This is a genomic window from Trichocoleus sp. DQ-A2 (assembly GCF_039961915.1).
Lineage (GTDB): Bacteria > Cyanobacteriota > Cyanobacteriia > Cyanobacteriales > FACHB-T130 > FACHB-T130.
Map to the genome: position 1 here is coordinate 282,594 of NZ_JAMPKD010000003.1, position 23,885 is coordinate 306,478.

The 23,885-nt window shown below is 44.9% G+C and carries 20 protein-coding genes; 12 read left to right on the plus strand and 8 right to left on the minus strand.

Annotation, left to right across the window (positions count from 1 at the left end):
- Window positions 1-48: 48 nt before the first annotated feature.
- From arsS to arsM, 6 genes are all read right to left on the minus strand, one after another.
- The gene (gene arsS, locus NC997_RS04090) at window positions 49-1,050 is read right to left on the minus strand and encodes an arsenosugar biosynthesis radical SAM (seleno)protein ArsS (RefSeq protein ID WP_190529050.1); all 1,002 of its coding nucleotides are present in this window, start codon (window positions 1,048-1,050) and stop codon (window positions 49-51) included.
- Window positions 1,051-1,807: 757 nt separating this feature from the next.
- Window positions 1,808-2,434, minus strand: coding sequence for an arsenical resistance protein ArsH (arsH, locus tag NC997_RS04095; protein ID WP_190414881.1), 627 nt, complete (start codon window positions 2,432-2,434; stop codon window positions 1,808-1,810).
- 72 nt (window positions 2,435-2,506) lie between these two features.
- Window positions 2,507-2,920 (minus strand): arsenate reductase, glutathione/glutaredoxin type, encoded by a 414-nt coding sequence (gene arsC / locus NC997_RS04100; protein WP_190529052.1) that lies wholly within the window; start codon window positions 2,918-2,920, stop codon window positions 2,507-2,509.
- 13 nt (window positions 2,921-2,933) lie between these two features.
- Complete coding sequence (locus tag NC997_RS04105) at window positions 2,934-3,650, minus strand: MIP/aquaporin family protein (RefSeq protein ID WP_242031449.1); 717 nt, start codon at window positions 3,648-3,650, stop codon at window positions 2,934-2,936.
- A gap of 87 nt (window positions 3,651-3,737) precedes the next feature.
- Window positions 3,738-4,061 (minus strand): metalloregulator ArsR/SmtB family transcription factor, encoded by a 324-nt coding sequence (locus NC997_RS04110; protein WP_190414878.1) that lies wholly within the window; start codon window positions 4,059-4,061, stop codon window positions 3,738-3,740.
- A gap of 59 nt (window positions 4,062-4,120) precedes the next feature.
- Window positions 4,121-5,089, minus strand: coding sequence for an arsenosugar biosynthesis arsenite methyltransferase ArsM (arsM, locus tag NC997_RS04115; protein ID WP_190529054.1), 969 nt, complete (start codon window positions 5,087-5,089; stop codon window positions 4,121-4,123).
- 191 nt (window positions 5,090-5,280) lie between these two features.
- Here arsM and NC997_RS04120 point away from each other — a divergent pair, with 191 nt between their 5' ends.
- The 3 genes from NC997_RS04120 to NC997_RS04130 all read left to right on the plus strand — a co-directional run bounded on the left by NC997_RS04120 (window position 5,281) and on the right by NC997_RS04130 (window position 8,299).
- Complete coding sequence (locus tag NC997_RS04120; RefSeq protein ID WP_242031454.1) at window positions 5,281-5,616, plus strand: (2Fe-2S) ferredoxin domain-containing protein; 336 nt, start codon at window positions 5,281-5,283, stop codon at window positions 5,614-5,616.
- A 194-nt stretch (window positions 5,617-5,810) separates the two neighbouring features.
- On the plus strand, window positions 5,811-6,785 hold the full coding sequence (locus NC997_RS04125) for a M48 family metallopeptidase (RefSeq protein WP_190529107.1): 975 nt from the start codon (window positions 5,811-5,813) through the stop codon (window positions 6,783-6,785).
- Between the two features lie 227 nt (window positions 6,786-7,012).
- Window positions 7,013-8,299: a hypothetical protein gene (locus tag NC997_RS04130; RefSeq protein WP_242031450.1), complete on the plus strand. Its 1,287-nt coding sequence runs from the start codon at window positions 7,013-7,015 to the stop codon at window positions 8,297-8,299.
- 125 nt (window positions 8,300-8,424) lie between these two features.
- Here NC997_RS04130 and NC997_RS04135 read toward each other — a convergent pair whose 3' ends face one another.
- Both NC997_RS04135 and NC997_RS04140 read right to left on the minus strand, forming a co-directional pair.
- On the minus strand, window positions 8,425-9,429 hold the full coding sequence (locus tag NC997_RS04135) for a lysylphosphatidylglycerol synthase domain-containing protein (RefSeq protein ID WP_190430269.1): 1,005 nt from the start codon (window positions 9,427-9,429) through the stop codon (window positions 8,425-8,427).
- Window positions 9,430-9,466: 37 nt separating this feature from the next.
- A complete protein-coding gene (locus tag NC997_RS04140; protein ID WP_190414874.1) occupies window positions 9,467-9,718 on the minus strand; it encodes a hypothetical protein in 252 nt (83 codons plus the stop codon).
- 202 nt (window positions 9,719-9,920) lie between these two features.
- Between NC997_RS04140 and NC997_RS04145 the strand changes: the two genes are divergently transcribed.
- From NC997_RS04145 to NC997_RS04185, 9 genes are all read left to right on the plus strand, one after another.
- Window positions 9,921-10,475: a DUF6658 family protein gene (locus tag NC997_RS04145; protein ID WP_190414873.1), complete on the plus strand. Its 555-nt coding sequence runs from the start codon at window positions 9,921-9,923 to the stop codon at window positions 10,473-10,475.
- A gap of 100 nt (window positions 10,476-10,575) precedes the next feature.
- A complete protein-coding gene (locus tag NC997_RS04150) occupies window positions 10,576-11,172 on the plus strand; it encodes a DUF6658 family protein (protein ID WP_190414872.1) in 597 nt (198 codons plus the stop codon).
- A 401-nt stretch (window positions 11,173-11,573) separates the two neighbouring features.
- Window positions 11,574-12,554 carry a HetZ-related protein 2 gene (locus NC997_RS04155; protein ID WP_190529058.1) on the plus strand — a complete coding sequence of 327 codons (981 nt, stop codon included), beginning with the start codon at window positions 11,574-11,576 and terminating at the stop codon, window positions 12,552-12,554.
- Between the two features lie 199 nt (window positions 12,555-12,753).
- Entirely contained in the window at window positions 12,754-14,133 is a 1,380-nt protein-coding gene (locus tag NC997_RS04160) for a hypothetical protein (RefSeq protein WP_348257761.1), read from the plus strand.
- On the plus strand, window positions 14,130-15,485 hold the full coding sequence (locus NC997_RS04165) for a DUF1822 family protein (RefSeq protein WP_190529062.1): 1,356 nt from the start codon (window positions 14,130-14,132) through the stop codon (window positions 15,483-15,485). The genes NC997_RS04160 and NC997_RS04165 overlap by 4 nt, the downstream gene beginning before the upstream one ends.
- A gap of 63 nt (window positions 15,486-15,548) precedes the next feature.
- A complete protein-coding gene (locus NC997_RS04170) occupies window positions 15,549-18,014 on the plus strand; it encodes a CHASE2 domain-containing protein (RefSeq protein ID WP_199306257.1) in 2,466 nt (821 codons plus the stop codon).
- Window positions 18,007-18,768 (plus strand): DUF928 domain-containing protein, encoded by a 762-nt coding sequence (locus NC997_RS04175; protein WP_190529064.1) that lies wholly within the window; start codon window positions 18,007-18,009, stop codon window positions 18,766-18,768. The genes NC997_RS04170 and NC997_RS04175 overlap by 8 nt, the downstream gene beginning before the upstream one ends.
- Before the next feature lie 95 nt (window positions 18,769-18,863).
- Entirely contained in the window at window positions 18,864-21,434 is a 2,571-nt protein-coding gene (locus NC997_RS04180) for a CHAT domain-containing protein (protein ID WP_190529066.1), read from the plus strand.
- Between the two features lie 113 nt (window positions 21,435-21,547).
- Window positions 21,548-23,737, plus strand: coding sequence for a caspase family protein (locus NC997_RS04185; protein ID WP_190529068.1), 2,190 nt, complete (start codon window positions 21,548-21,550; stop codon window positions 23,735-23,737).
- Window positions 23,738-23,885 lie beyond the last annotated feature (148 nt).

A 23,885-nucleotide genomic window follows, 5' to 3' on the forward strand; every position in this document is an offset into this window, starting at 1 on the left:
ACTTTGCCTTGACTGAGAAGAGGCAGAATCCTCCTTTTTTTGCTAGTTTCAAATCAGGGCACCCCCACAGCTAGAACCACATCCAGCCGTGCAACCATAGCAGTAAGATGCAGTTTGTATTTCTTCAATAATGTCTAAGCTGCCAGCTTCCAAAATCTTGGCAACTGTCAGCTTTTCACCATTGCGGGTTTTCGCAGGTAAATTTTCCATCTGGTTAAAGTCGCAATCATAGACATTTCCCAGATAGTCAATTGAAAGTTCATCCCGACACATTAAATGTTCAAGGGTGCTGCCATTGAAATTTGACTCTAGGAAGTGTAAATAAGGCTTGATTAATTTTCTGTGTTCTAAATGAAACTTGGTTCGCCCAATTGGTAAATTTGTAATCGTGAACAAGCTGTTAAAAACAATGTCGAAATGCTCTTTTAGATAAGCCTTGTAATCTTGTTCCAGATTTACCTGATTGGGGGTTAAAGAAAAATTTTCTGTAGCTGGAACTGGAGGGTTGTATACCAGATCGAGGATTAAGTTAGGGTCAAGACCATACCCTTGCTGGTTCAAACATTGCAGTGCCTGAATTGAGTCGTTATAGACCCCAGAACCGCGCATTTTATCAACATTGTCTTCCAAATAGCATGGCAAGGAAGCAACAATTCTCGTTTGGTGTTTGGCACAGTATTCTGGAAGAGTCTCAAACCCTTTTTCAAAATAGATGGTGAGGTTAGACCGCACAATTACTTGTTTAGCTGCATCCCGTGCCGCCTCTACCAGGGGTTTAAAACCATAGTTCATTTCCGGGGCACCCCCTGTCAAGTCAACAATCTTGATTTGGGGAAATCTATAGATTAGTTCAATCAGCTGATTACAAACTTCTGGGGTCAGTTCTTCAGTTCGTTTTGGCCCTGCTTCTACATGGCAGTGAGTACAGGCAAGGTTGCAGCGCTTCCCCAAATTGATTTGTAAAACGCTAATTTTACTTTTAGTTAAAGGGACACCAATTTTTTCTTTAAAAGGTGTTACGTTTGAACGAGTTGATTCGAGATTAATCATGAGATAGCCCTAAACAGGGAAAGATGGTTATCGAAGAGCGCGTTGGTAATAACAATGTCAACACTGTCATCTGCCAAAATTCCCTGCCTAAACAGTTGTTTGCCTCATTTTGTAAAACACAAAGAAGGCATAAATGGCACGCGAAAAATTAGGTGCCGTAACGGTGGCAGACAATTTATGGAGAACCTATCTAATAAATTAGTACGCGGACAACTCAATGTTGGATTGAGCAAGCCTAATTGCCGCTAATCTCCTAAAAGGAAGTGACAAAAACACTGTTTTATGTTAATAAATTTTTAAGTACAACTTTAAGCACTGCTGCTGTCGCAGTAGATGCTAGCATAAGTGCCAGGATTTTTTTGTTCTGATTTTTTCTGAAATACAGCGATACTCTGATAACTCATCGTCCTATCCTAATCATTGGCTGTAGCTCAGTACATTGACCCTCGGCAAGATGCGTCGGCTGTTGCCGAACTTGCCCAAAAGATAGAGGGATGTAACCTGCATACTCTCGTGTGACTAAAATTACAGGGGTCAGGGATTAAGCTTAGATATTATTAAATCTTGGCAAGCTGAGTATCAGTTGAGAACAATCTTAGAAGTGGTATATAGCGGTTCTGACGCTTAGTGCAATGTACACACTCGTAACCCACCCCCAACGCCTCGACCTCCACGGGAGGGGAATATTGAACCCAGCCCCGGTCACGGGGCTGGGCTGGGGTCTTTCAAGGGTAGGTTTTTAAAAAGCGAGGTGTCGTTATAACCTCAGCTGAGTCGCTGCTTTTTCCTTGCGTTCGCTGTAGCGATCCGTCAGGTAGTCTACTTTATCTCGCAGTAGTAGCGTAAATTTGTAAAGTTCTTCCATTACGTCGATAACCCGATCGCGATAAGCGGAATCCTTCATCGTTCCGTCTTCGTTAAACTCGTTGTACGCTTTAGCAACGGAAGACTGATTGGGGATGGTAAACATCCGCATCCAGCGTCCCAAGATTCGCATAGTATTGACGGCATTAAACGACTGAGAACCACCGCTGACCTGCATGACTGCCAAAGTTCTACCTTGAGTCGGTCTTACTGCCCCTAAAGTTAGAGGAATCCAGTCGATTTGGTTTTTCAGAATGCCAGTAATATTCCCATGCATCTCTGGGCTAGACCAAACTTGTCCCTCAGACCACAAGCTTAAATTCCGCAATTCTTGAACCTTCGGATGGTCAGCCTCTACGCTACCGTGAATCGGCAATTCACGCGGGTCAAAGAATTTGGTTTCTGCACCAAAACCTTCGATGATTCTGGCGGCTTCTTCTGCTAATAAACGGCTGTAAGAACGCTCTCTTAAAGAGCCATACAAGAATAAAATTCTGGGTGGATGCTCGAAAGTTGTCATGAGAAGGATAACTTTTGCTCAAGAACCTGCTGAATTGGTTGCTCTATCGGTGTTTGGTTTGTCATTGAAACCTTATCCAACAGGTGTCGCTTCTTCCTTTAGCGATTCGATGAGTTTAGTCACCCGTTCTTTTATCTGATCGCGCACTCTGGGGAAAATTTCAGGCTGTTCAGCCGGATCGTCAAGCTGCCAATCCTCAAATACTTCCCGACGTACCCAATCTGTCGGCAGATTAACTCCACAACCGCACAGGGAAATTACCACATCAAAGTCTTCAGCCTTGAAGTCGCTAAGGGGTTTCGAGTGTTGATTGGTAATGTCAATGCCGATTTCTTTCATGGTAGCGATCGCTTCCGGTCTAACCTGAGAAGCTTCTAATCCAGAGCTAATCACTTCAATTTCTCCCTTACCCAGTGTTTTTGCAAAGCCTTCTGCCATTTGGGAACGGGCAGAATTTTTCTTGCAAACAAACATCACTCGTTTCATCAGGTTTTCTCCCTTACTTAATGTCCCGAAATCCGTTGGAAAGTTGGCTGTAAATCAACACGGCTAATTGCGCCCCTAAGATGGGTGCAACCCAATAAACCCAGTGGTGCTGCCAAATGCCGCCCACTAAAGCGGGGCCGAGCGATCGCACTGGATTCATACTCGCTCCGGTAATTGGCCCCATAAACGCCGCCTCTAGCCCCACCGTCAAGCCAATCGCTAACCCCGCAAAGCCAATCGGGGCGCGGCGATCGAGACCGGAACCAAAAATCACAAACATTAAAATAAAGGTGAGAACCGTTTCCAGCACCAGGGATTGCAGCCAATTCCCTTCTAGCGGCACCGTCGCACCCAGATTGCCAACGCGCCCTAAAGCCATCCAGAGTAAAGCTGAGGCGGCAATTGCTCCTAAAGACTGCGCCAAGATGTAGGGCAATACTTGGCGTTTCGGGAAAAAGCCGCTTGTCCAGAAAGCCAGCGTTACCGCCGGGTTAAAGTGAGCGCCGCTAATGTGTCCCAAGGCGTAAATTAAAGCGGCAACAACTGCGCCAAACACAAAGCTGATGCCGAGATGAGTCACCGCGCCATCGCTAATTTGGTTTACCATCACGGCACCCGTACCGGCAAACACCAGGATGAATGTACCCACTCCCTCAGCGATCGCTTGTTGCTTGCACGATTGGAAAACTGAGTTACAACGCGCCATCCGCGACACTGATTTCACGACCATCCCCAGCACCAAAGAATTTTCTGCAACTTATATTTCAAAAAAAATTGATGCATTAAGCATATTTCAAAAAAAATTGATGTGTCAAGCCTAGTCTTTACAGGGAAGCGCTGATAAGAGCGGGCTGAAGCGACTGTACTCTGCCAAATACTGCTCCAAAACAACAAATTGAGGCAGATTGAGGCTGTAGTAAATCCAGCGTCCTTCTTGTCGGGAGCAAACTAAAGCGGCTTCTTTGAGAGTTTTTAGGTGAAAGGAAAGTTTAGACTGAGTGACCCCCAACTGTTCGCAGAGTTCGCAGACGCAGCGCTCTTGTTCGCGGAGCAGCTCTAACACTTGAATCCGTAGGGGGTCAGACAGGGCATGAAAGCCAGAAGAAACGGAAGGAGGTGCGATCGCAGGTAGTTTAGCCATCAAGTTTTATTGAAGAATCTCTTCAGCTATCCTATCCAAGCACCCAACAAATTCGTCACTTAACAGCAACCGCCGCCCGTATAGTACCAGGTTGAATCAGTAATCAGGATGTCTTTTGGCATCAATGCACCAAGCTTTCCTGCTGTCTTATCGCACACTGCGGCTGGTAAACCCCGCGGGAGGATATGCCCGTTCGAGTCATCAAAAAACTCTTCGGTGCCGGTGTAAATCGCCGTTTTGCCAGTAAAAATACAAGCACCATCTTCAGGAATTGCCACTTTAAAAGAAACAGAATCCAAACTTTCTAATAGCAATGGTTCCTGCAACCCGTAGCTAGCGCAATCCAGCAGTCGGTAAGGACGCCGCGCTCGAATTTCTATCTGCCCAAATCCAGCATCAATAAGATGCTGAGTATATTGCTCGTAAGTTAAAGCACCTGACAGACACATTGCCCGTAACCGTTCATCCTGCCGCAGATGTGGTGGGATGGGACGAGTGGCGATCGGGTCGCTCATCAGTAGACGACCCCCTGGTTTTAACACCCGGAAGGCTTCTCGAAGCGCCCGATGCAGGTCAGCGGGTTCAAAGATATTAAATAGACAATTCTGCGCCACCACATCTACAGAGGCGTCTGGCACTGGGAGGGAGAAGGCATCGCCTTCCCGAATCTCCACAAAACTGGGGTCAAACCAGGAATTTTCTTGGGCAGCGATCGCTAAGTTCCGAGTCGCTGCCTCGCGCATCGCCGCCACTGGATCGACGGCAATCACCCCACCCGGACGGCGAGAAAAATAAGCAAATTGCAGCGCTTCCAAACCACCGCCAACGCCGACATATAGCACCGTCGGGTCATTAGCGAGTTCAGCGGCATGGACGGTAGTACCGCAACCGTAGTTCATCTCCTGCATCTGAGGCGAAATTTTTAGTCCTGGCAGTTGCAGGGGACTGCTTTGGACACAACAAAGTCCGACTTGTGGCGTCTGCGCTACTTCACTATAAAACTCAGCAGCAGTTTCGAGATAGCTCACTCAAATATTCTCCTAGATTGGCGTTGCGACTTTTTAGCAAATTGCTAAAAATACTCTGATTCCAATCTATAAGGCTATCAAATCCCTAATAAATGAGCATTGCCTGAAAAAGGGCTCTCCCCAGCGCTACCAACTTTTCCCCTGGTCTGCTAAGGCGAAGTTAACATAGAGCCATAGGAATTTATACTGTGCTGGGCTCAAAAGTGGAAACTGGTTCGCAAGAAAAGTGTTTGGAGCAAGATCGGCGTTGCGTCATCGTTTGCCAGTACCGTTCCTGTTTGGTAAATGGAAGCGCAGAGGTACTTGCCGCTTTTGAGAGTGCTGATATTCCCGGAGTCATGGTGACGGGGAGCGGTTGCCAGGGACAGTGCAGCTGTGGTCCTACAGTGCGAATTGTCCCGGAAGAAACTTGGTACTGCCGAGTTCAACCCAGCGATGTCCAGACGATCGTTGAACAACATTTACAAAAAGGGGAACCAATAGAAGCAAAGCTGAATCCCAGAATTCACATGAGAATCAGTTTTTGAAGTGATTTTCACTCCGATAACTGCCGCCGTGTCAAGTTTTCTCAGATGTAGGTTGGTTACTTGCTTAAATCAAGCAGTTTTTGTGGCAGTTTAACGACACGGCGATCGCGCATCCCTGTGATGTAGATCAAAAGCCGCTCGTTGTATTTCTAGGCTTTAATAGTTCAGTAGAACGCTGTATAAGGCTCATCAATATGCCTACTTATACCGGAATTTCCAGTGAAGCTTTTAGACATCCCCTCGACCGACAAGCCGAGCAAGCCTTACGCAGCGTGCCTGGATTTGATATGGTTGCCCGTAAATTTGTGGAATTTGCCTCTGAGCGTCCCCAGTTTGTCTACCACATGGGCAATAGCATTCAGGTCGGGCCGCGTCAGTATGCTAGCATCTATGGCATTTTCCGGGAATGCTTGCGCGATCTGGACGTTTACCCAGAACCAACGCTTTTCGTTTCCCAAGCGCCTTGGGTTAATGCCAGCGCCCTCGGACAAGAACGCCCTTATGTGATCCTGAACTCTGGACTTTTAGACCTGCTCAACGAAGCGGAACTTCGGGCAGTCATTGCACATGAATTAGGACATATTAAATGCGGTCACACGACCTTACGTCAGATGGCGGTTTGGGCTTTGCAAGCCGTCAACTTTATCGGGAATGCGACCTTTGGCTTCAGCACTTTGGTCAGTACCGGCTTGGTTTTGGCGTTTATTGAATGGAGCCGTAAAGCGGAATTATCAGCAGATCGAGCCGCTTTCCTGGTGACAGACGACCTGAATCCGGTGATGCACTTAATGATGAAATTTGCTGGTGGCAGCGCCCGTTATGCCAATGAAGTAAATTTAGATGAATTTATTCGTCAATCGCAAAAATATCAGGAATTGGACGAAGACGGGTTGAATCAAGTCTACAAGTTCTTACTTTACAATAACTTTACTCAAGGTTGGTTTACGACCCATCCCTTTACGGTCGATCGCCTTCACCACTTGCAGGAGTGGGCAAACTCAGAGGAATATCGTCACATTCGCCGGGGCAATTACCAACGTTCCTCTGCACAGGGCGCGGTGAATGTCCCATCAGAAACAGCCGTTAATGAGGTGGATGCGCTACAGCGTCAAATTGAGGAATTGCAAGAACAAATTAACCGTCTCCGGTCTGAATCAGAAGATCCTTAGCGGTTAAGAGCAAGTTCCCCAAGCGTATGTATTTTCAAGGATTGCTATGGGCAGTCAAGTCAAGTACTATACACTGCAATTAGCATTGACGCTGGGTGCCATCTACTTTCGCTCTTCACACTCTAAGGAAGGACTCAATAGTCCTAATTAATGGAATGGTCAGGGACATTCTATCAGATGGATATCAGGCCGAGTTTCGTGTCATTTCCAACCAGTCAGATCGAGATATGATCTATCGTTTTTTGGTGGACATTGTTCAGCAATGGCCCCCAGAAGCCGTTCTGCAAGAATTTAAGCAGTTATTTATTTATTACAGTCCTAACGCTGTTAATACCAACGCGATCAAAGCGCTTTCAGACATTATCTTTGCAAATGATGAAGAAGAATTTAAAAACACTCTAAAGCGCTCTTGTTATATCCTCATCAATAATTGGGAAACGACGCGAAGCTATAAAGCAATTAAAGAATTAGTTTTAGTATTTAGCGATTTAAATATTAGCAAGTCAACCTTGTCTCCAAGTTTAAGTAAGTTGAGACTTTGGCTTGTAAATTTTATTAAAAGCCAAGACTATCAAGATTTAAAGATATTTGCTGCTAGATACGAAGAACATGAAGCAACCCATTGGAGCCATCGTTATACTTCTTATCTGTTAGTTCCTCAATATGCGAATCTCTCAAACCCCGTCGAACAGCGGGAAGCTGCCAGAGCATTGTCGCAAGAACTGAAAGATCGCTTTAAGTTTGAGCTAGCAATGTATACCACGCGATCGCAGTCGGCGATGCCTAGAGAAATTTTGCCTAAAAACCCGACTGGTTTAGGGGATGAGGTACTGCGTCTGATCAAGACGATTGTTGCGAAACGGGGGCCATTTAGCTATACAAATCTGGCAAATATTTTTCTCCAACAAACTCAAGGACTTCTCTACAAAAACTTTAAGCATAGTCTACAAAAGTATTTAATTTTTTCTGTGGAAAACAGAAAATTTGTAGAGGTCTTGAAAACAAAATTAGAAGAAAAGCTAGATGTTGTATATGAAAATCATCATGAAGAACCGCTAGATGATGCCCTGTTGTTAAGAACCTGTAATCGGGTGATCGAATATTTAACGACTGAAAATCATCGGGAACCTTCGCCTCTATTTATTTTATTGATGTCGCAAGGGCATCCTTTGACTTTAGTAATCGTACTGCTGAAAATTTTATTAATTTGTAAAAATGTTCGCACCCATTTAGAAACTTGCATTGCTGAACTAATCAAATACTATATGCACTATCCGGAAGAGGATTGCAAGTGGGTAGTGAATTTCTTTGAAATATTTCATATAACCTTTGCTATCTATGGTGAAAACGTTCAGTACAATTTGATCAAGATGAACGGAAATGGCACGAAGAAGCTGCCTAACGGGACGGCAGAGATGTATCGGGTTTTTTCTCAACTGAAGTTAGATAGCGATATAAAAGCTGCAACTTCTGCGATCGCAGAGGCGATGTCAGATCAAGTTGCAGAGGATTAGGTTTCTGGCTACCCGTTGAAAGCGGGACAGGGGAACCCCACCCTTAATCCCTCCCCGGTTTTCGGTGAGGGGAACCTGGATTGAGGGGGAATAAAGTTGTCATAGCTGTGTAGTTGATAGCCCTTTTAGCGATCCTTCAGCTCGCTCAAAGTTGCCAATCCAGCAGCGGCGGCTTCCGCTAAAATACTCACCAAGCGGAATAGGGCGACGACGCTGAGGAGAATGGCGGCAGAAAAATGTTGACCGAATAGAGCGATCGCTGTCGCTTCAAATACCCCGATTCCCCCAGGTGCGCCGGGAACAATCAAACCCAACAGCCATGACAAACTAAACCCACTCAGCAGCATCGGGATTTGATTGGGATTCACTGGTGTCAGCGCTAGCATGGCAAACAAAAACCCCGCGCCGCGCAGTAACAAAAAGCCAATTTCTCCCAACAAAGGAAATAGAGGATAGCGCTCAAGTCGAAAAGAAGCTTCTGCCGCTTCTGTGGGGGGTTGAGAAGCTGAAGCAGAGATAGCATTTTCTTCTCCCCCGCGCCCCTGCGCCCCTGCACCTCTTGCTTTCTTTCCCTTAAATTTACTTGCCAACTGCATCAGCGGGTTCAAAATTCGGGGATGAACGCCCAGCAAAACCACACCCAGACCAAGAATTTGTAAGGTTCTCGTCTGGGTATTCTGAGGGACACCGGCCCAACCCAACTGGCTACCTGCTAAGGCAACTAATAAAGCGGCAGCCGCCATCAGCAGGGGTTCGAGTAACACGCTGAGAGTCGCGGCACCGAAAGAACCCCCGTGGGATGTCACCGCCACGATGCGCCCGTAGTAGTGCCAGACATTCCCTGGTAAATACTTGGCAAGGTTGGTTTTCAGGTAAACTTGGAGCGCCCATCGAGGCTGAACGGGTTGCCGGAACGATTGCAAAATCCAACTCCAGACGAATCCAGACCAAGTATGAGCCAGTAAAGTAATCAAAAAGGCGATCGCTAGATTTGTCCATCCCGCACCAGTCATTCGGATGGCTGCGACTTCCCGCCAATTGTCTTTGAGAGCTTTTGCCAAAAAAAATAGCGTCCCGCCGAGAATCACCCAGCGCAAGTACGGCTTCAGGGATGACCAAATTTTTTTCATGACCTTTCACACTGGGTAGCGAGTTGAGGCAAATACCTCATCCTAGAGTATGAGAATACCAAAGTGAGAACGGTAGCGAGTCTGTAACTTTTGCCAGAGGGAGCGATCGCTCTTCTGTTTCTACACTTTGCAGACATTCGCGAACAATTTCCCAGCCAAGCTTGGCACATCTGGGATACGGATAACGATCCGCTACCTGATGGTGAGGCAAGTTTGATGTGAGCGATCGCGTTTGAGGCAGCGATGCCCAGACCCATCTGATGCTGAAAGATTGAGAAAAATCAGCCAAGTTCTAGGCTGAGCGATGTTTTTAGCTGGCATGGTCGCGAACCAACCAATATCACCGTAGTTTTGCTTATTTTTTGGGAATCTCTCTACGGTTAGAGAGAGGTTGCTTTTAGTTGCAACCAGAATGTGACCTGCGCTAGAGGTAGGAACACTGTAGCTTTTGTATTGTTTATGACAGTTCGTAAAAATCTTGGGAGTAGTGTGTGAAACACTTAACTGCTTTCTTTAAAAAACTACGGTTACGTCAAATATTGACCGTTTTTTTGGCAGGCGCGTTGCTAATTGTTACCAGCGCTTGTAACAATGGCGATTCTTTAGGGGCACGTCCACAAAATCCCCCCGTGCAAATGGGAGGGAACAACAATCCCCACAGCAATGGTGGAGATGGCTACACGAATTACAAAATGTCTACCGATCCTAACGTCAGCAAAACAGCGAATCCACGAGATCGCGCTGACTTGCAGATCCTGTCCAATCAGTTAATTGCTACCAGCGATTCTGAAATCCTCTACCCGGGTGCTGAGACACCAGCAGGTCGAGCAGCAAAGGAAAAAGAATTGCCCATAAAAACTTCAGAGGATTTTGAAGTCTCTGGAGCTGGAGGTCGTCAACCTATAATCAATCGCAGCGATCCTAATGCCAAGATATTAGAAAGTATCGGTGAAGAGTTCAAAGAGGCTTCCAGCTTCATCAAAGATAAATCAGATGAAGCCGGTCAGAGACCTGAAATGCAAAGCAACCCTGCTTTGCACAAATAAGCAAATAATTGAGATTTTCGATTGGCAGTCAATCGAAAATCTCGGATTGCAATGCTAACCAAAACAACCATTGACTCGTACAGAAAAAGGAGTTTTTTTGATGAACAGCGTAATTAATTGGTTGAAAAAAATCAACTTGGGCAAAATCCTGACCGTGTTTTTGTCCGCCACGATCATTTTTGTTACCACCGCTTGTAATGGTGGGGCACAAGCGAAGACCGCCGACCAAATTAGGGAGGACGTTCCTACAGGTGCCTTAACCAATGAGTATAAAGGTGGGATGAACGACTATAGCGATACCGATCCCAGAAGAGACACCTCAGGCGTAGCAGCTAAGGCAAAAGGCCTAATTGACAATGCTGAGCGCCACGTAATTGACGAGACCGATGACGTAGGTACAAACACCAAGCGGATTCTGGATAAGAAGGGCGAAAACGCTAAACAGTTCGGTGAGAATGTCAAGCAAAATACCGACGCAATTGGCGACAAAGCGCAAAAATCGGCTAGTGATTTCGCTAAGGGAACAAAGCAGGGAATTGAAAATCTCAAGGGCAATACTCAGGATGCAACCAAAGACCTGGGTAAAGGAACGCAGCAGGCAGCTGACAATGTCCAGGAAAATAGTAAATATGCAGGCAGAAATGTAATTGAGAGTGCTAAGCGGGCAGCAGACAAGGCTGCTGATGCGATTGATTAGCAGCGTCTGGAATTAAATAAACACCAGACTCAATCAATGATTCTAGGGGCGGGATAATCCTGCCCCTATTTGCTTTGATTCTAGGGGCGGGATAATCCTGCCCCTATTTGCTTTTGTATCCCTATAGCGGTTCTAACTTGAGTGCTATATCACTCGGAACCTCACCCCCAGCCCCTCTCCGTTCACGGAGAGGGGAGAATATTGAACCCCTCTAGTTGAAGTGAAGGGAAGGTCGAGGGGCAAGGGTGGGGTTAAACCGTACTGCATCGAATAGAGAATTGTGATAGTACCCTGTCAGGGTTTCTCCGGGAGAATCCTTTCGGACAAACCGGATCAAAAATACATAACCTCAGCCTGACTGAAGATATAGCCGAGTAGAACACACACTCTCGGCGATTGAAATGAAAAAATTTCTAACCGTTGTGCTGTCTCCAACTGAGGTGGCGAAGCAGCTGGCATCTGACTGTCCTGGCTATAGCGCAGCAACCCATGAAAGTATTGCTCTGTGGCTGGTGGGAGAGGAAGGAGAGCGTTTTGAAACGTTTAACGCAACTCAGAGGGTAATTGCCTTGCAAGCGATGGATTATCGCTATCGCATTTTACGGCAACGCTACTTAGGCGTGGCACCAGAGCGTGCTTATTGCAACTTGACGACTCGGCTGGGGAGTTTAGTATTGCTGAAGAATAAAATTCGGACTTGGGTGGCGCTATCGCGCGATCGCTCGGCAACGGTTGTCGATGTGTTGCAAGAAGTCATTCAGGAATTATTGCATCGCGATCGCTACATTCAACAGCAAATTGCCTGGATTAGCAAATGTACTTCAGACGCTCGCTTAGGCAACTCTCTACTGATGAGCAGCATCGAAGAATACTGTCTCAGACCAATTTGCAACCAGCCACTTTTAGTTTATAGATTTTTTAACTATCTACGTCGTTCCCGGCGGGGAGGGATGACTCATATCCCCGATGGTGAACTGGTGCGACTGATTTCTGAGGAAGTGGTGTCCCACGAGACAAACAATCCGGTTAGTTTCCTCGATATCCACGCAGTTGCCGAGTATCAAGAGAATCAAGCAATTGAAGAACAAATGTTTCTGCGGACAACCGTAAAGCAGGAGTTTTACAACTATTTAGCCGAAAATGTCAGTCGAGAAGCAGCGGTTTGGCTGGAACTTTACCTCGCTGGCAATTCTCAACAAGCGATCGCTCGCGCCTTGAATTTGCGGACTAGGGAAGTCTATCGTCTGCGGGAAAAAGTCAGTTACCATGCAATTCGCATTTTTGCTCGAAAAACAAAGCCGGAGCTAGTCGCAAGCTGGCTAAAACCCGCCGCAGCAGGTAGAACGTCTGAGCAAGTTGTGGCGATAGGAATGGAAAAGTAGCCGAGTGAAGTTTGGGGAAAAGCGGGAATTTCTTGAAGATGTCACTCGCTTTGTTTAAAGTTATCCTTATCGTTTTTAGCCGTTCAATCAGCTCCCCCGAACTTGCCTCAATTGACTTTGATCGGCATCCTGGTTTACGCGAGGCAAGGATGAGGAATTTCAGAGTCGCTTTGCATTTGCACAATTGAGTGAAATAACGATGGGTACGGCATCGAGATACTGGCTTTTGATGAGAATTGATAGTTTCGGCAAGTGTCGAATTGAAGAAGTTGAGTCGGCAAAAGCCTTTTTCTTGACTCAATTTCCCGACCTCTCTGACCGAGAGGATATGCCAGACCGGGAAATTCAACGCCAACTCATGCAGTGGTTCCAGAACGATGACACTCGCCGTCAGATGGCTGAGGTGTGTCTGCGCTGCTTTATCTCTCATCAAATTCAAGAATTTTGCTTAGAACTAGAGCAGAAGTTTGGCAAAAACCATGACTTCAGCAGTATGGATCTGTTGCCGTTGGTACTCGATAGCACTTTGCGTTCTCCACGTCAGGAAATGGATGAAAGCCGGATAAACTATCCATCTGTAACCGCTCGAATTTTGCAAACCTTTGACCCGGATAAGAGTAAATTATCGACTTGGACGGTCAGGATGGTAAAGAGCGATCGCTTCCTCAAACGATTCTTACTCGAACACGGAATTGAGCAAGTGACTGACTGGATGATTCTGAGTTACATGAACCCCGGACGATTACAGCGAGTTTTATTAGAGTTTGACCGGACACCAGCAGAAATCAACCAAGCACTTCAGCTACTTGATAGCTACCATCAAATTTATCGCACCCAACTTTTGCAGCACCGCAAGGCTGGAGAGAAAAGCCGATATCCAGATCCAACCGCCTTACAATTGCGTCAAATGGCTGAACAATTATCAGCTACTCGGACAATATCTCCCGAACAAATCTTAAGAGAATTGCAAGAACTCGCGCAGTTACTTAGAGCCGAACGCCTCCGAAATCGCAAAAGCTTACCGTTAGATAATCCAGGAAATCCTGCGGAAAGAAATAGAGCATCCAGTGAGGAGGATTCTAATGAGCAATCAGAGTTCTTAGCAGGTTATCAACAGCAATTTAATACCTGTTTAGCTCAGTCCGTCAAGCAGGTCATTCAAGCTCGCTTTATCTATTTGCAATCTAAGAAAACGCAGAAAGCACAAAACTTCCTCAAAGCACTTCATTTATTTCACTGTCAGGGAGTCCCCATGAAAGAAATAGCTCCCCAACTCGGCTTAAAAGACCAGCCTCAAGTAAGCCGCCTGCTGGAACTCAAAAACTTACGCAGCGATATCGGACGCCGAACCTTATTGTGCTTGAGAGCTTGCGTTTTAAAGTTAGCTCAATGTTATGTTAATCCCGTGCAGCTCCAAGATTTGGAGTCAAAAGTCCAATTCATTTTAGATAAAGAGATTTCTACAGAGATTGAGAAGGCGAAAAAAGAATCTCACATAGGACACAATCGAGTGATGAACAGTCAACTAGCTGCAACGATTTGTAACCATCTTAATAGCCAGAAAGAAGAACGAGCATGAATTACTTAACAGATTTGACAGATGATTGGGTCGAATTTGAAGAATTGGCAGAAACAATTCCTTTAGAATCGGAGCAGCTTGACCAAGCTGTAGAATTGAGTAACCAAGTAGGGAAAGAAGACCGAAAATGGCAAATTTATCTTCAAGCTTTAAGTTTATTGAGTTTTGAGGAATGGCTCCGGAAACGAGAACCGGAAATTTCTCTAAATAGAGAACACTCTTCAGTTTTGCAACCTCAGTATGTTAATGCAATTGACGCCGTTTTTAATTTGAGAGTTGGCGAATTTAAAGTTTGTTTAATCCCTACTATTACCTTAACCGATAAAGAAGTCACTATCCCTAGAGCTGTAGTAGATTTACCAGAGTTTACAGCTCATTTTTATGTAGTTATTGGTATTGAGGAAGACTTAGAAATTTCAGCAATTAGAGGTTTTTTGCGTCATGAACAACTGATTAATTATCAACCGCAATTACAATCGGAAGTGGATTGGAATTATCAGATTCCGATTGCTTGGTTTAATCGCGAACCTAATGAACTATTGCTTTATTTGCAATGTTTAATTCCATCAGCAATTCCTTTACCTGAAATCCCAACGAATCGTCAGGCTACCTTAGCTCGAATGCAGTCAACCCTATTAACATTATTACCCCAACTGCGTAACCGTCCTTTGTGGCAAATCTTGACGTGGGAGCAGGGAACAGCAGTCCTAACGACGCCGGATTTACTTAATTGGCTCTACCAGCCGCTAACTGAGAATACAGCAACCGTTACCAACCATCTATCAGAGTTGCTGCAAATCTTGACTCAGCAAGCAGTAAATGTCAGGAACTGGTTACGCAACCAAGTGGATGAAGTAATGCAAGAATTGTCCTGGGAAGCCTTACCAGCACCGTCTCCTTTGCGCGGAACTGAGCCACTAAGAGAGTTGCCAGCATCATTCTCCCTTCGCAGAAACGAACAAAACCCATCTCAAGAATTAGATGAAATTTTGATAGAAATTAGTCGCAATAATCAGTTAGAGATTCCAGCCAATACGGGTCGTGCTTACCGAGACTTAACCCTAGGAAACCGGGTGCGGCTGTATGCTGTTACCTGGTCTTTCCCGGATGATGATGGCTGGACGTTATTGCTGATATTGAAGGCGATTTCTGGAAATGAACCTGACGATGAGATGACGTTGCGAGTAAGCGATCGCGTGGAAGTTTTGGCAGAAGATACACTGCACTTAGATGGGGACGAGGACTATATTTTTACTCAAGTGGCGGGGACTTATCAAGATAAATTTCTCGCAACCATTACCTCGGAAACTGGGGAATTCCAAACTTTGCCGCCGTTTGAATTTATTTTATAGCTCCTCGAAAATAATCAGAGGCAGGACAACTCCGACCTCCGCAAAATCCAAAATCCAAATTAAATGATGGATAGAATAGTTTTTAAACTTAGGGTTAAGCAAGTTGGCACTGTTTGCGACTTTGAGTTGTCTTGGGGCAAAGGAAAAATACTCTCTGTAGAGCTGAATTATCCCCTCTCGCTGACCAGGAGTTACGAACAGTGGCAAAGCGCCTATCTCAACTACTATAGGCGGCTGCGAGGGCACAAGGTCATCAGCGGTAAAGGCACTCTCCCAGTTGATCGACATCGTGAACTGGTGAATGCAGAGGTTCAGCTAGGGGAAGAATTTCAACACTGGTTGCTCACTCCTGAATTAGTTAGTATTCGCCGCGAGATTGTCAAGGCGGCTCATAAACCGGAACATCATACGGTTGAGGTGTTCCTGACTTGCACTCCTCTAGAACTGGCGCGATTACCGTGGGAAATTTGGGAAATTGGGACGGATTTGGGTGCTACTCAACAAATACGCATTGCTCGCACTCCCGCCAATATTCTGAATGAACCCGTTCGTCCGATTCGCCGTAAAGCTAGGGTTTTAGCGATTTTAGGGGATGACACTGGCTTGAATTTGGAAGCTGATCGAGAAGCACTGCGATCGCTTGATCGTGTTGCAGATATCCAGTTGATTGGTTGGAAACGGAACCAGGGGAAAGCTGAACTGAATATCCCTAAGAGTATAGAGGCTCGATTTTTTGATGCTGATGCACTGAAAATGGAGATCCAGAAAGCGATCGCATCTGAGCCAGGTTGGGATATCTTATTTTTTGCCGGACACAGTAATGAAACTGTTCTGACGGGTGGAGAATTAGGCATTGCACCACACACCTCAATCTCGATTCGGGAAATTGAAGAGTCACTGAAACAGGCGAAAAAACGGGGGCTTCAGTTTGCAATTTTCAACTCGTGTAGTGGTATGAATATTGCCGAATCCTTGATTAACTTGGGATTGAGCCAGGTAGCAGTAATGCGGGAACCGATTCACAATCAGGTAGCACAAGAATTTTTGGTGCAGTTTCTCGCCAGTTTGACTCAATACAAGGATGTTCATTCAGCTTTGCTGGAGGCAAGTTTATTTCTTAAACAACAGGAAAAGCATCTTTCCTACCCTTCTGCTTACCTGGTTCCCTCCCTATTTCGGCATCCAGAAGCCGAGCTGTTTTGCATTAAACCTTTTGGTTTTTTTGACACACTAAACCGCTGGTTGCCAACGAAAAAAGAAGCCTGTTGGCTAGGTGCTATCCTGTTTTTAAGTTTATTACCGCCCGTACAAAACTTATTATTAGAACCGCGCATTTTACTTCAAGCCTTCTATCGCAAAGTCACCTTACAAGTGCCAGCCAAAGGAAGTTCACCCGTGCGACTTATCCAAATTGATGACGAATCTTTAAAGGCTGATGCGGATAAAATTAAACAAATTTACCCTATCGATTATCGTTATGTAGCATTACTGTTGAATCGGGTTTCTGAATTAGAAGCTAAAACCGTCGGCATTGATTATATCTTAGATGATAAAAAACAACCGAATAACAGTTTAAAACTTAAGCAATCGGTACAGAATATTGTTAATAAAAATACTTGGTTGGTATTTGGTTCTGGAGAGGGAGAATCCACTCCTAGGTCAGGCGTAAGCAAGGATATTGCCAACCTTAATTGGAGTTTGGAAGGGGATATCATGTTCTTCCCTTGGTATGTTGAACTTTTGCCAGCAGAACCCAAAAGTTCACAGATGTATCCTTTTGCTTATCTCTTAGCTATAGCGTATGTGTTGAATCAAGAATTACCGCCGAATTTACCGCAACCCAATTTGCAGGCTCGAACGAATTTTAATTTATCAGTGATTAACTATTTAAATCTGATAAGCCAATCCAACCAGAAAATAGCTTTTTTACAAGAAATCCGCCTTCATTCACTTACCCGCTTTTCTCAAAATTTTATTCAAGCGTGGTTCCATCCAATTATTGACTTTTCCATTCCCCCCGAATCTGCCTACGAACGCATTTCTGCCTGTAAGTTACTAGGAGATTGCCTAGGAAAAGGAAAAGTACCAGACACCTTTAAGAATGAAGTGGTGTTGATTACTCCAGGTGGATATAAAGGAGCCGGGTTAGAAGGAGAAAATGAAGATAATTATGCGATTCCTTTAGCTGTCGGTTTCTGGCGCGGTTGGGAGGAGGAAAATTTTCCTGGCGGTGAAGCTCATGCTTATATGCTTCATCATTTATTAACGCGGCGATTGGTGATACCTATCCCCGATTTATGGATGATTTTACTTTCAGGATTGCTGGGGAAAAGCGTAACGCTGATGTTGCAGGATAATCTTCATCAACGGCAACGCTGGGTAATAAAGTTAGGAACGGCTACAACCATTTATATCATCGCCTCCTTGCAAATCTATATATCGGCGGCGATGTTATTACCTTGGTTTTTACCAACAGTTTTGTTTTGGAATTATATTCGTTTAGCATTCAGGGAAAAGTCTCATGTTTAACTTAAAAAAACTCCAATCCATTTTGTTAATATCTGCCTTGATTACAACTTCTTCCTCAGTGCCTCTACAAGCGGCAATCAGACAACAACCGCATCCCGTCCTAACAGAAAGCAATGAGACATATCTAGCTTTATCGTGGGGTGATATCTGGAAGAAATTACGTCGTAAAAGGAAAGGAGGGGGCGGGAGAGGAGGAGCGATTTGCGCGATCGCTCCCGCTAAACTGGTAGACGCAGATTCGCTGTATTCAAAACAAGGGGAAATCCTTGAGATTTGGAGCGATCGCCCTCTGTTTCTCTGGAATATCCCAGGTGGAACGGTAACGCGAATTGAGCTATCTCGTCAGGGGGATAAAGAGGCATTCTGGAACCGACCAATTAAAGGAGAGACAAGGGCGGTTTATGATGGGGAACCATTGCAACCTGGACAGTCTTATGTATGGAAGTTGTCTGCTTCAGAGCCGTACCCAATTGAAACCAGCGTCATGTTTCAAGTGATGGAACCGGAAACACGCGATCGCATTTCAGCCGAATTGATTTCAATAGCACTCGTACAGCAGCTTAAAGACCCATCACCAGAGGCTTTGGCAATGGAGAAAGTCTACTATTTTGCCGAACGCGAACTCTGGTCAGATGCGCTGCGGGAACTCTATTCGGTGCCAAATCCCTCAGCGGAATTAAGGAATGCGATCGCGCTTCTTCAAGCTCATGATTTCTGTGCAGAAGATGAGCCAAACGTTTCTGCATCTCAATAGGCTACGGCTTGGGTTTTTACATAAGTACCCCTTGCCCAAGGATATTATATGTAAGCGGACAATATCTTAAACGCTGCGATCGCACTCCTACAGCTATGGAATTAAAAAGATTTTTCTTGCTTGCGTCTAGCACAGTTCTACTGACTGGGTTGCAGACTTGTTGGCTGAATTTTCCGGTGACATTTAGTGGATCTGCGGTGATGGCGCAGACGGTTGAGGAGAGGAAGGCGCAAGCAGATAAACTTTATCAGCAAGGTAATCAGCAGTATAAGACTAGCCAATTTCAGGAAGCATTACAGTCTTTTCAAGAAGCGCTCTTAATTTATCGGGAACTAAAAGATACCAAAGGCGAAGCATTAACCGTGAACTACATCGGGTTAATTTATCGCAGTCTCAGCCAATATCCAGAAGCCCTGAAATTTTATCGGCAAGGTTTAGAGATTTTCAGAAAACTCGGCGATCGCTGGAACGAAGGAACTGCACTTAACAACATTGGCTCAGTTTATAGAAGCTCAGATCAATATGCTCAAGCACGAGATTTCTTTCAGCAAGCCTTATCTATTCGTCGAAAAGTTCAGGATCGCGAAGGCGAAGGGGTAACTCTTAGTAACCTTGGAACGATTTATCATGGTTTGGGTCAATATTCTCAAGCATTGGAATTATACGAGCAAGCCTTAGTTATTCGTAGAGAAGTTGGTGATTTTCAAGGTGAAGTAGTAACCCTCCTTAGCTTGGGAGTTATCTATTATGATTTAGGTCAATATAATCAAGCACTGGAAACTTATCAGCAAGCTTTGAATGTAAGCAGAAAAATTAATAACAAAAATGGAGAAGCTCTTGTTCTGAATTCAATGGGAACAGTTTATATGAGCCAGGGTGACTATTCCAAAGCATTAAATTTGTATCAGCAAGCTTTAATTATTGCTAGAAAAATTGGCGTGACTGGTCTGGAAGCAGCGCTACTCAACAATATTGCCGAATTTTATAGATATCAAGGTCAATATTCGCAAGCATTAGATTTTTATCAGCAATCTCTAGTTATATATAGGAAAATTGGCAACTTTGGTGGTGAAGAAACAGCTATTAACAACATGGGTAAAACTTATGATAATCAAGGTGATTATTCCCAAGCGTTGAAACTTTTTCAACAAGCTTTAACTATTTCCAGGAAAATAGAGAATTATCCAGGTGAAGGACGAATTCTGAGAAATATGGGTAGTAACCTCTATCAATCTGGGAAGCTAGCGGAAGCTACAAAAACCCTAACTGCTGGAATTAAGGCTTTAGAGTCTCTACGGTCAGGATTGAGTGATAGCAATAAAGTATCAATTTTTGAAACCCAGGCTAGTATCTACCGTCTACTCCAACAAGTTTTTATTGCCCAAAATAACATTAATGATGCTTTAGAAATTGCTGAACGAGGGCGTGCAAGAGCATTTGTGGAGCTATTGGTAAAGAGATTATCTTCAGAAACTAGAGGTAACGTTACTTCCCCACCACCACCAAATATTGCCCAAATTACACAAATTGCCAAAGCTCAAAATGCGACTCTCGTTCAATATTCAATTATTGATGATGACTTTAAAAGTCAAAATAAATCGCAAGTCAAGCAAACAGACCTTTACATTTGGGTGATTAAACCTACAGGCGAAGTAACCTTCCGCAAAGTTGACCTAAAACCATTGCAGCAAAAAAATACCTCTTTAAAAGACCTTGTTAGCTCTAGCCGTGACTCAATCGGAGTAGACGATCGCAGTATTTTTAAAGCAGAAGTTGTAAATCCAGGTAATCAAGAAAACTCAGCCAAAAGCTTACAGCAACTTCATCAACTATTAATTTCGCCCATCGCCGACCTTCTGCCCACCGACCAAAATCAGCGTGTAATTTTTGTCCCGCAAGGTGAATTATTTGTAGTTCCCTTCGCCGCACTGCAAGATAAAGATGGCAAATACTTAATTGAAAAACATACAATTTTGTCCGCACCTTCAATTCAGGTACTAGAACTAACACGCGCCTCACGGGAAAAGGTGAAGCAAGCATCCGCCAAAGATGCCATCATCATAGGAAATCCCACCATGCCCAGCGTAGCGCCTAAAATTGGAGAAAAGCCGCAACAGCTAGCTTCCTTACCAGGAGCAAAACGAGAAGCCGAAGAGATTGCTCCTTTATTGAACACCAACGCCCTTACTGGCAATGCAGCCACCAAAACTGCTGTTTTATCACGAATATCTCAAGCTAGAATTGTGCATCTGGCAACCCACGGCTTATTTGATGATTTCCAGGGATTGCAAAGCGCGATCGCACTCGCACCCACTAGCAGCGATCGCGGTCTACTCACTGCCGAAGAAATCCTTAATCTGAAACTAAATGCAGATTTAGTTGTCCTGAGTGCTTGCAACACCGGACGCGGGCGCATCACGGGTGATGGGGTAATTGGACTATCCCGCTCTTTGTTTATCGCCGGTACTCCCAGCGTTGTTGTCTCCCTGTGGGCTGTCCCCGATGCTCCCACGGCTGAATTAATGACCGAGTTTTATACTAATCTTTACCAAAAGAAACTTGATAAAGCCCAATCCTTGCGCCAAGCAATGCTCAAGATGATGGAAACACACCGCGATAATCCTAGAGCTTGGGCAGCTTTTACCTTAATTGGTGAAGCTGAGTAGGAGCATCGGTTGAGTAATCAGAATTTACGTGTAGGGAGAAGCATATCCTTTCCAAAGGGTATACTTCGCCCCTACTTAAATATTCCCGAATAGGATACTAGGAGGAATTAGTAATGTCCCGTATTTCTCGCCGTCATTTCTTACAATTCGCTGGCTCAACTATAACTACTTTGGGATTGAGCCAGTTAGATATTATCAACAAAGGAAATCGCTACGCTCAAGTTCTGGCGCAAAATACCTCCCGCAAGCTTGCTCTTTTAGTGGGAATTAATGATTATCCAGCCAACGATCGCTTTCTTGGAAATCTGGAAGGATGCGTTACTGATGTTGCTTTGCAAGAAGAACTCTTGGTTCATCGTTTTGGTTTTAATCCCAGTGATATTGTCAAGTTGACAAGCAATCAAGCTCCCGCTCAACAGCTGACGCGCAACAATATTCTGACAGCGTTTGAAGAACACTTAATTAAACAAGCTAAACCGGGAGATGTGGTTGTTTTCCATTTTTCCGGTCACGGTTCTCGATTGCGCGACCCAAATCCTATCCAAGGTTGTGCTAATCAGGCATTCAATGATGAATTTAATAGCACTTTAGTCGTTGCCGATGAGGGGCAAAAAGATTTGGCACCAGACATCATGGGGCGCACTTTGTTTCTTTTGATGTCGGCTTTAAACACAGAAAATGTCACAGTCGTACTAGATAGTTGTCACTCTGGCGGCGGTACTCGTGGTAACTTTCGAGTGCGTTCTGTACCCGGCGATAAACTCAATCCCAGTCCTGAAGAAATCGCTTATCAAAAAGGCTGGATGGAACGGCTGCAACTGTCCGAATCCGAACTGGCTCGTCGGCGCTGTGCAGGTGTTGCAAAAGGGGTTGTTTTTGCCTCTGCTCAACGAGAAGAAGAAGCTTTAGATGCTGAATTCGATGGCTTTTCTGCTGGTGCGTTTACTTACCTGATGACGCAGTATCTCTGGCAAAAAACCGATACGGTGGGAAGCGCGATCGCTCAAATCACTACTAGCATAAATTCACTTTCTAGTCAAGTTCCTTTAGCAGATGGCGACCCCAAAAAACCAGTTTATTTCATCAACAAACAACTCCCTCCGACTGATGCCGTAATTACCAAAGTAGAAGGCGATAAGGCAACTTTGTGGTTGGGAGGAGTAGACTCTGAAAGTCTAGAAGCTTTCCAACCCGGTGCTACATTCGCAATTGTCGATGACAAAGGGCAAACATCGGGAAAATTGCAATTAATCTCTCCTCGTAGCGGCTTAAGGGGAGAAGCGAAACTGGTAGACAAAGCAACTAATACATCTCTAAAACCAGGGACGCTGCTGCAAGAAGCAAGTCGGGTTGTGCCAGCAGATTTGAAGTTAAGCATTGGTCTCGATCCGTCTTTAGCAGGAGAGACGAACGCGGCTAAACAGGAACTCTCCGCGATTAATCGCATTGCAGCGGCGCCTGCACAATCTGGAAATGTCCCCTATCCGGGAGGGGTGCAGTACATCTTCAGTCGGATGACGGCAGATTATCAGCAAAAACTGCAAAAGCAAGGGGCAAATCTTCCAGCCGTCGGCAGTATTGGTTTATTTACCGAAGGACTGGAACTGGTGCCGAAATCCTTTGGCGAACCAGGGGAATCGGTAACGGCAGCGGTGGAGCGTCTGGCAGCTAAACTCAAATCTCTGTTAGCAGTTCGGATTATTAAAAAGACTTTGAATGCCGATTCTTCGCAGCTTTCTGTAGAAGTTTCGATGAACTTGGTAGAACAACCCAATCAAACCCTTGCTAGAACTTCCAGTCGAGGTAGAAACACTCGTCAGGAGTTGGAACAAGCTTATGCTAATAAGTTACCAGTGAATAAACTATTTCAGTTTCGAGTTACCAATCACGAGTCTAGCGACCTCTATCTGACAACTCTACTGATTGACTCGACTGGGGGATTAGTGGTGGTGTTTCCCTATCAGTGGCCTGCGTCAAATGAGACGATGAAATTACGACCCAATCAAACGCAACTGATTGGCGACCCGCAACAACTGAAATTGAGAGCGATCGCAACCGGAACAGGAGAAGCGCTGGTAATTGTCAGCCGTTCACCCCTAGAAAGAGCTGTCAAGACATTAGCATCTCTAGCCGCTGAACTAAATCAAGATAGAGGAGCGTTGGAGTTAAAAGAGCCAGTTGAGGTGATGGGCGATTTACTTGATGATTTGAGTAGCGATCGCGGTGGAATCGCTGTAGAAGCCATACCCATGAACACTTCAGAGATGGCTACTTTGTCAATCGCCTTTCAGGTAAGCGATTAGCGACTCACGGATTTAGAAGGAAAGAAAAAAGCATCTGAAACCGCTGTTGAGCAATTTCATCCTCAACTGAGGCAAGGAAATTGTCAAAATATTTACGAACAGCGCACTCTTCGGAATCTTTGGGAAGAAGTTGAGTGAATTTTTACAT

Coding starts and splice junctions, on each gene's coding strand:
- arsH (WP_190414881.1), bottom strand. CDS start 2,434: ATGACAACTTTCGAGCATCCACCCAGAATTTTATTCTTGTATGGCTCT.
- NC997_RS04180 (WP_190529066.1), top strand. CDS start 18,864: ATGGAATTAAAAAGATTTTTCTTGCTTGCGTCTAGCACAGTTCTACTG.
- NC997_RS04125 (WP_190529107.1), top strand. CDS start 5,811: ATGCCTACTTATACCGGAATTTCCAGTGAAGCTTTTAGACATCCCCTC.
- NC997_RS04170 (WP_199306257.1), top strand. CDS start 15,549: ATGATGGATAGAATAGTTTTTAAACTTAGGGTTAAGCAAGTTGGCACT.
- NC997_RS04165 (WP_190529062.1), top strand. CDS start 14,130: ATGAATTACTTAACAGATTTGACAGATGATTGGGTCGAATTTGAAGAA.
- arsC (WP_190529052.1), bottom strand. CDS start 2,920: ATGAAACGAGTGATGTTTGTTTGCAAGAAAAATTCTGCCCGTTCCCAA.
- NC997_RS04185 (WP_190529068.1), top strand. CDS start 21,548: ATGTCCCGTATTTCTCGCCGTCATTTCTTACAATTCGCTGGCTCAACT.
- NC997_RS04110 (WP_190414878.1), bottom strand. CDS start 4,061: ATGGCTAAACTACCTGCGATCGCACCTCCTTCCGTTTCTTCTGGCTTT.
- NC997_RS04130 (WP_242031450.1), top strand. CDS start 7,013: ATGATCTATCGTTTTTTGGTGGACATTGTTCAGCAATGGCCCCCAGAA.
- NC997_RS04150 (WP_190414872.1), top strand. CDS start 10,576: ATGAACAGCGTAATTAATTGGTTGAAAAAAATCAACTTGGGCAAAATC.
- arsS (WP_190529050.1), bottom strand. CDS start 1,050: ATGATTAATCTCGAATCAACTCGTTCAAACGTAACACCTTTTAAAGAA.
- NC997_RS04175 (WP_190529064.1), top strand. CDS start 18,007: ATGTTTAACTTAAAAAAACTCCAATCCATTTTGTTAATATCTGCCTTG.
- NC997_RS04155 (WP_190529058.1), top strand. CDS start 11,574: ATGAAAAAATTTCTAACCGTTGTGCTGTCTCCAACTGAGGTGGCGAAG.
- NC997_RS04105 (WP_242031449.1), bottom strand. CDS start 3,650: ATGGTCGTGAAATCAGTGTCGCGGATGGCGCGTTGTAACTCAGTTTTC.
- NC997_RS04160 (WP_348257761.1), top strand. CDS start 12,754: ATGGGTACGGCATCGAGATACTGGCTTTTGATGAGAATTGATAGTTTC.
- NC997_RS04135 (WP_190430269.1), bottom strand. CDS start 9,429: ATGAAAAAAATTTGGTCATCCCTGAAGCCGTACTTGCGCTGGGTGATT.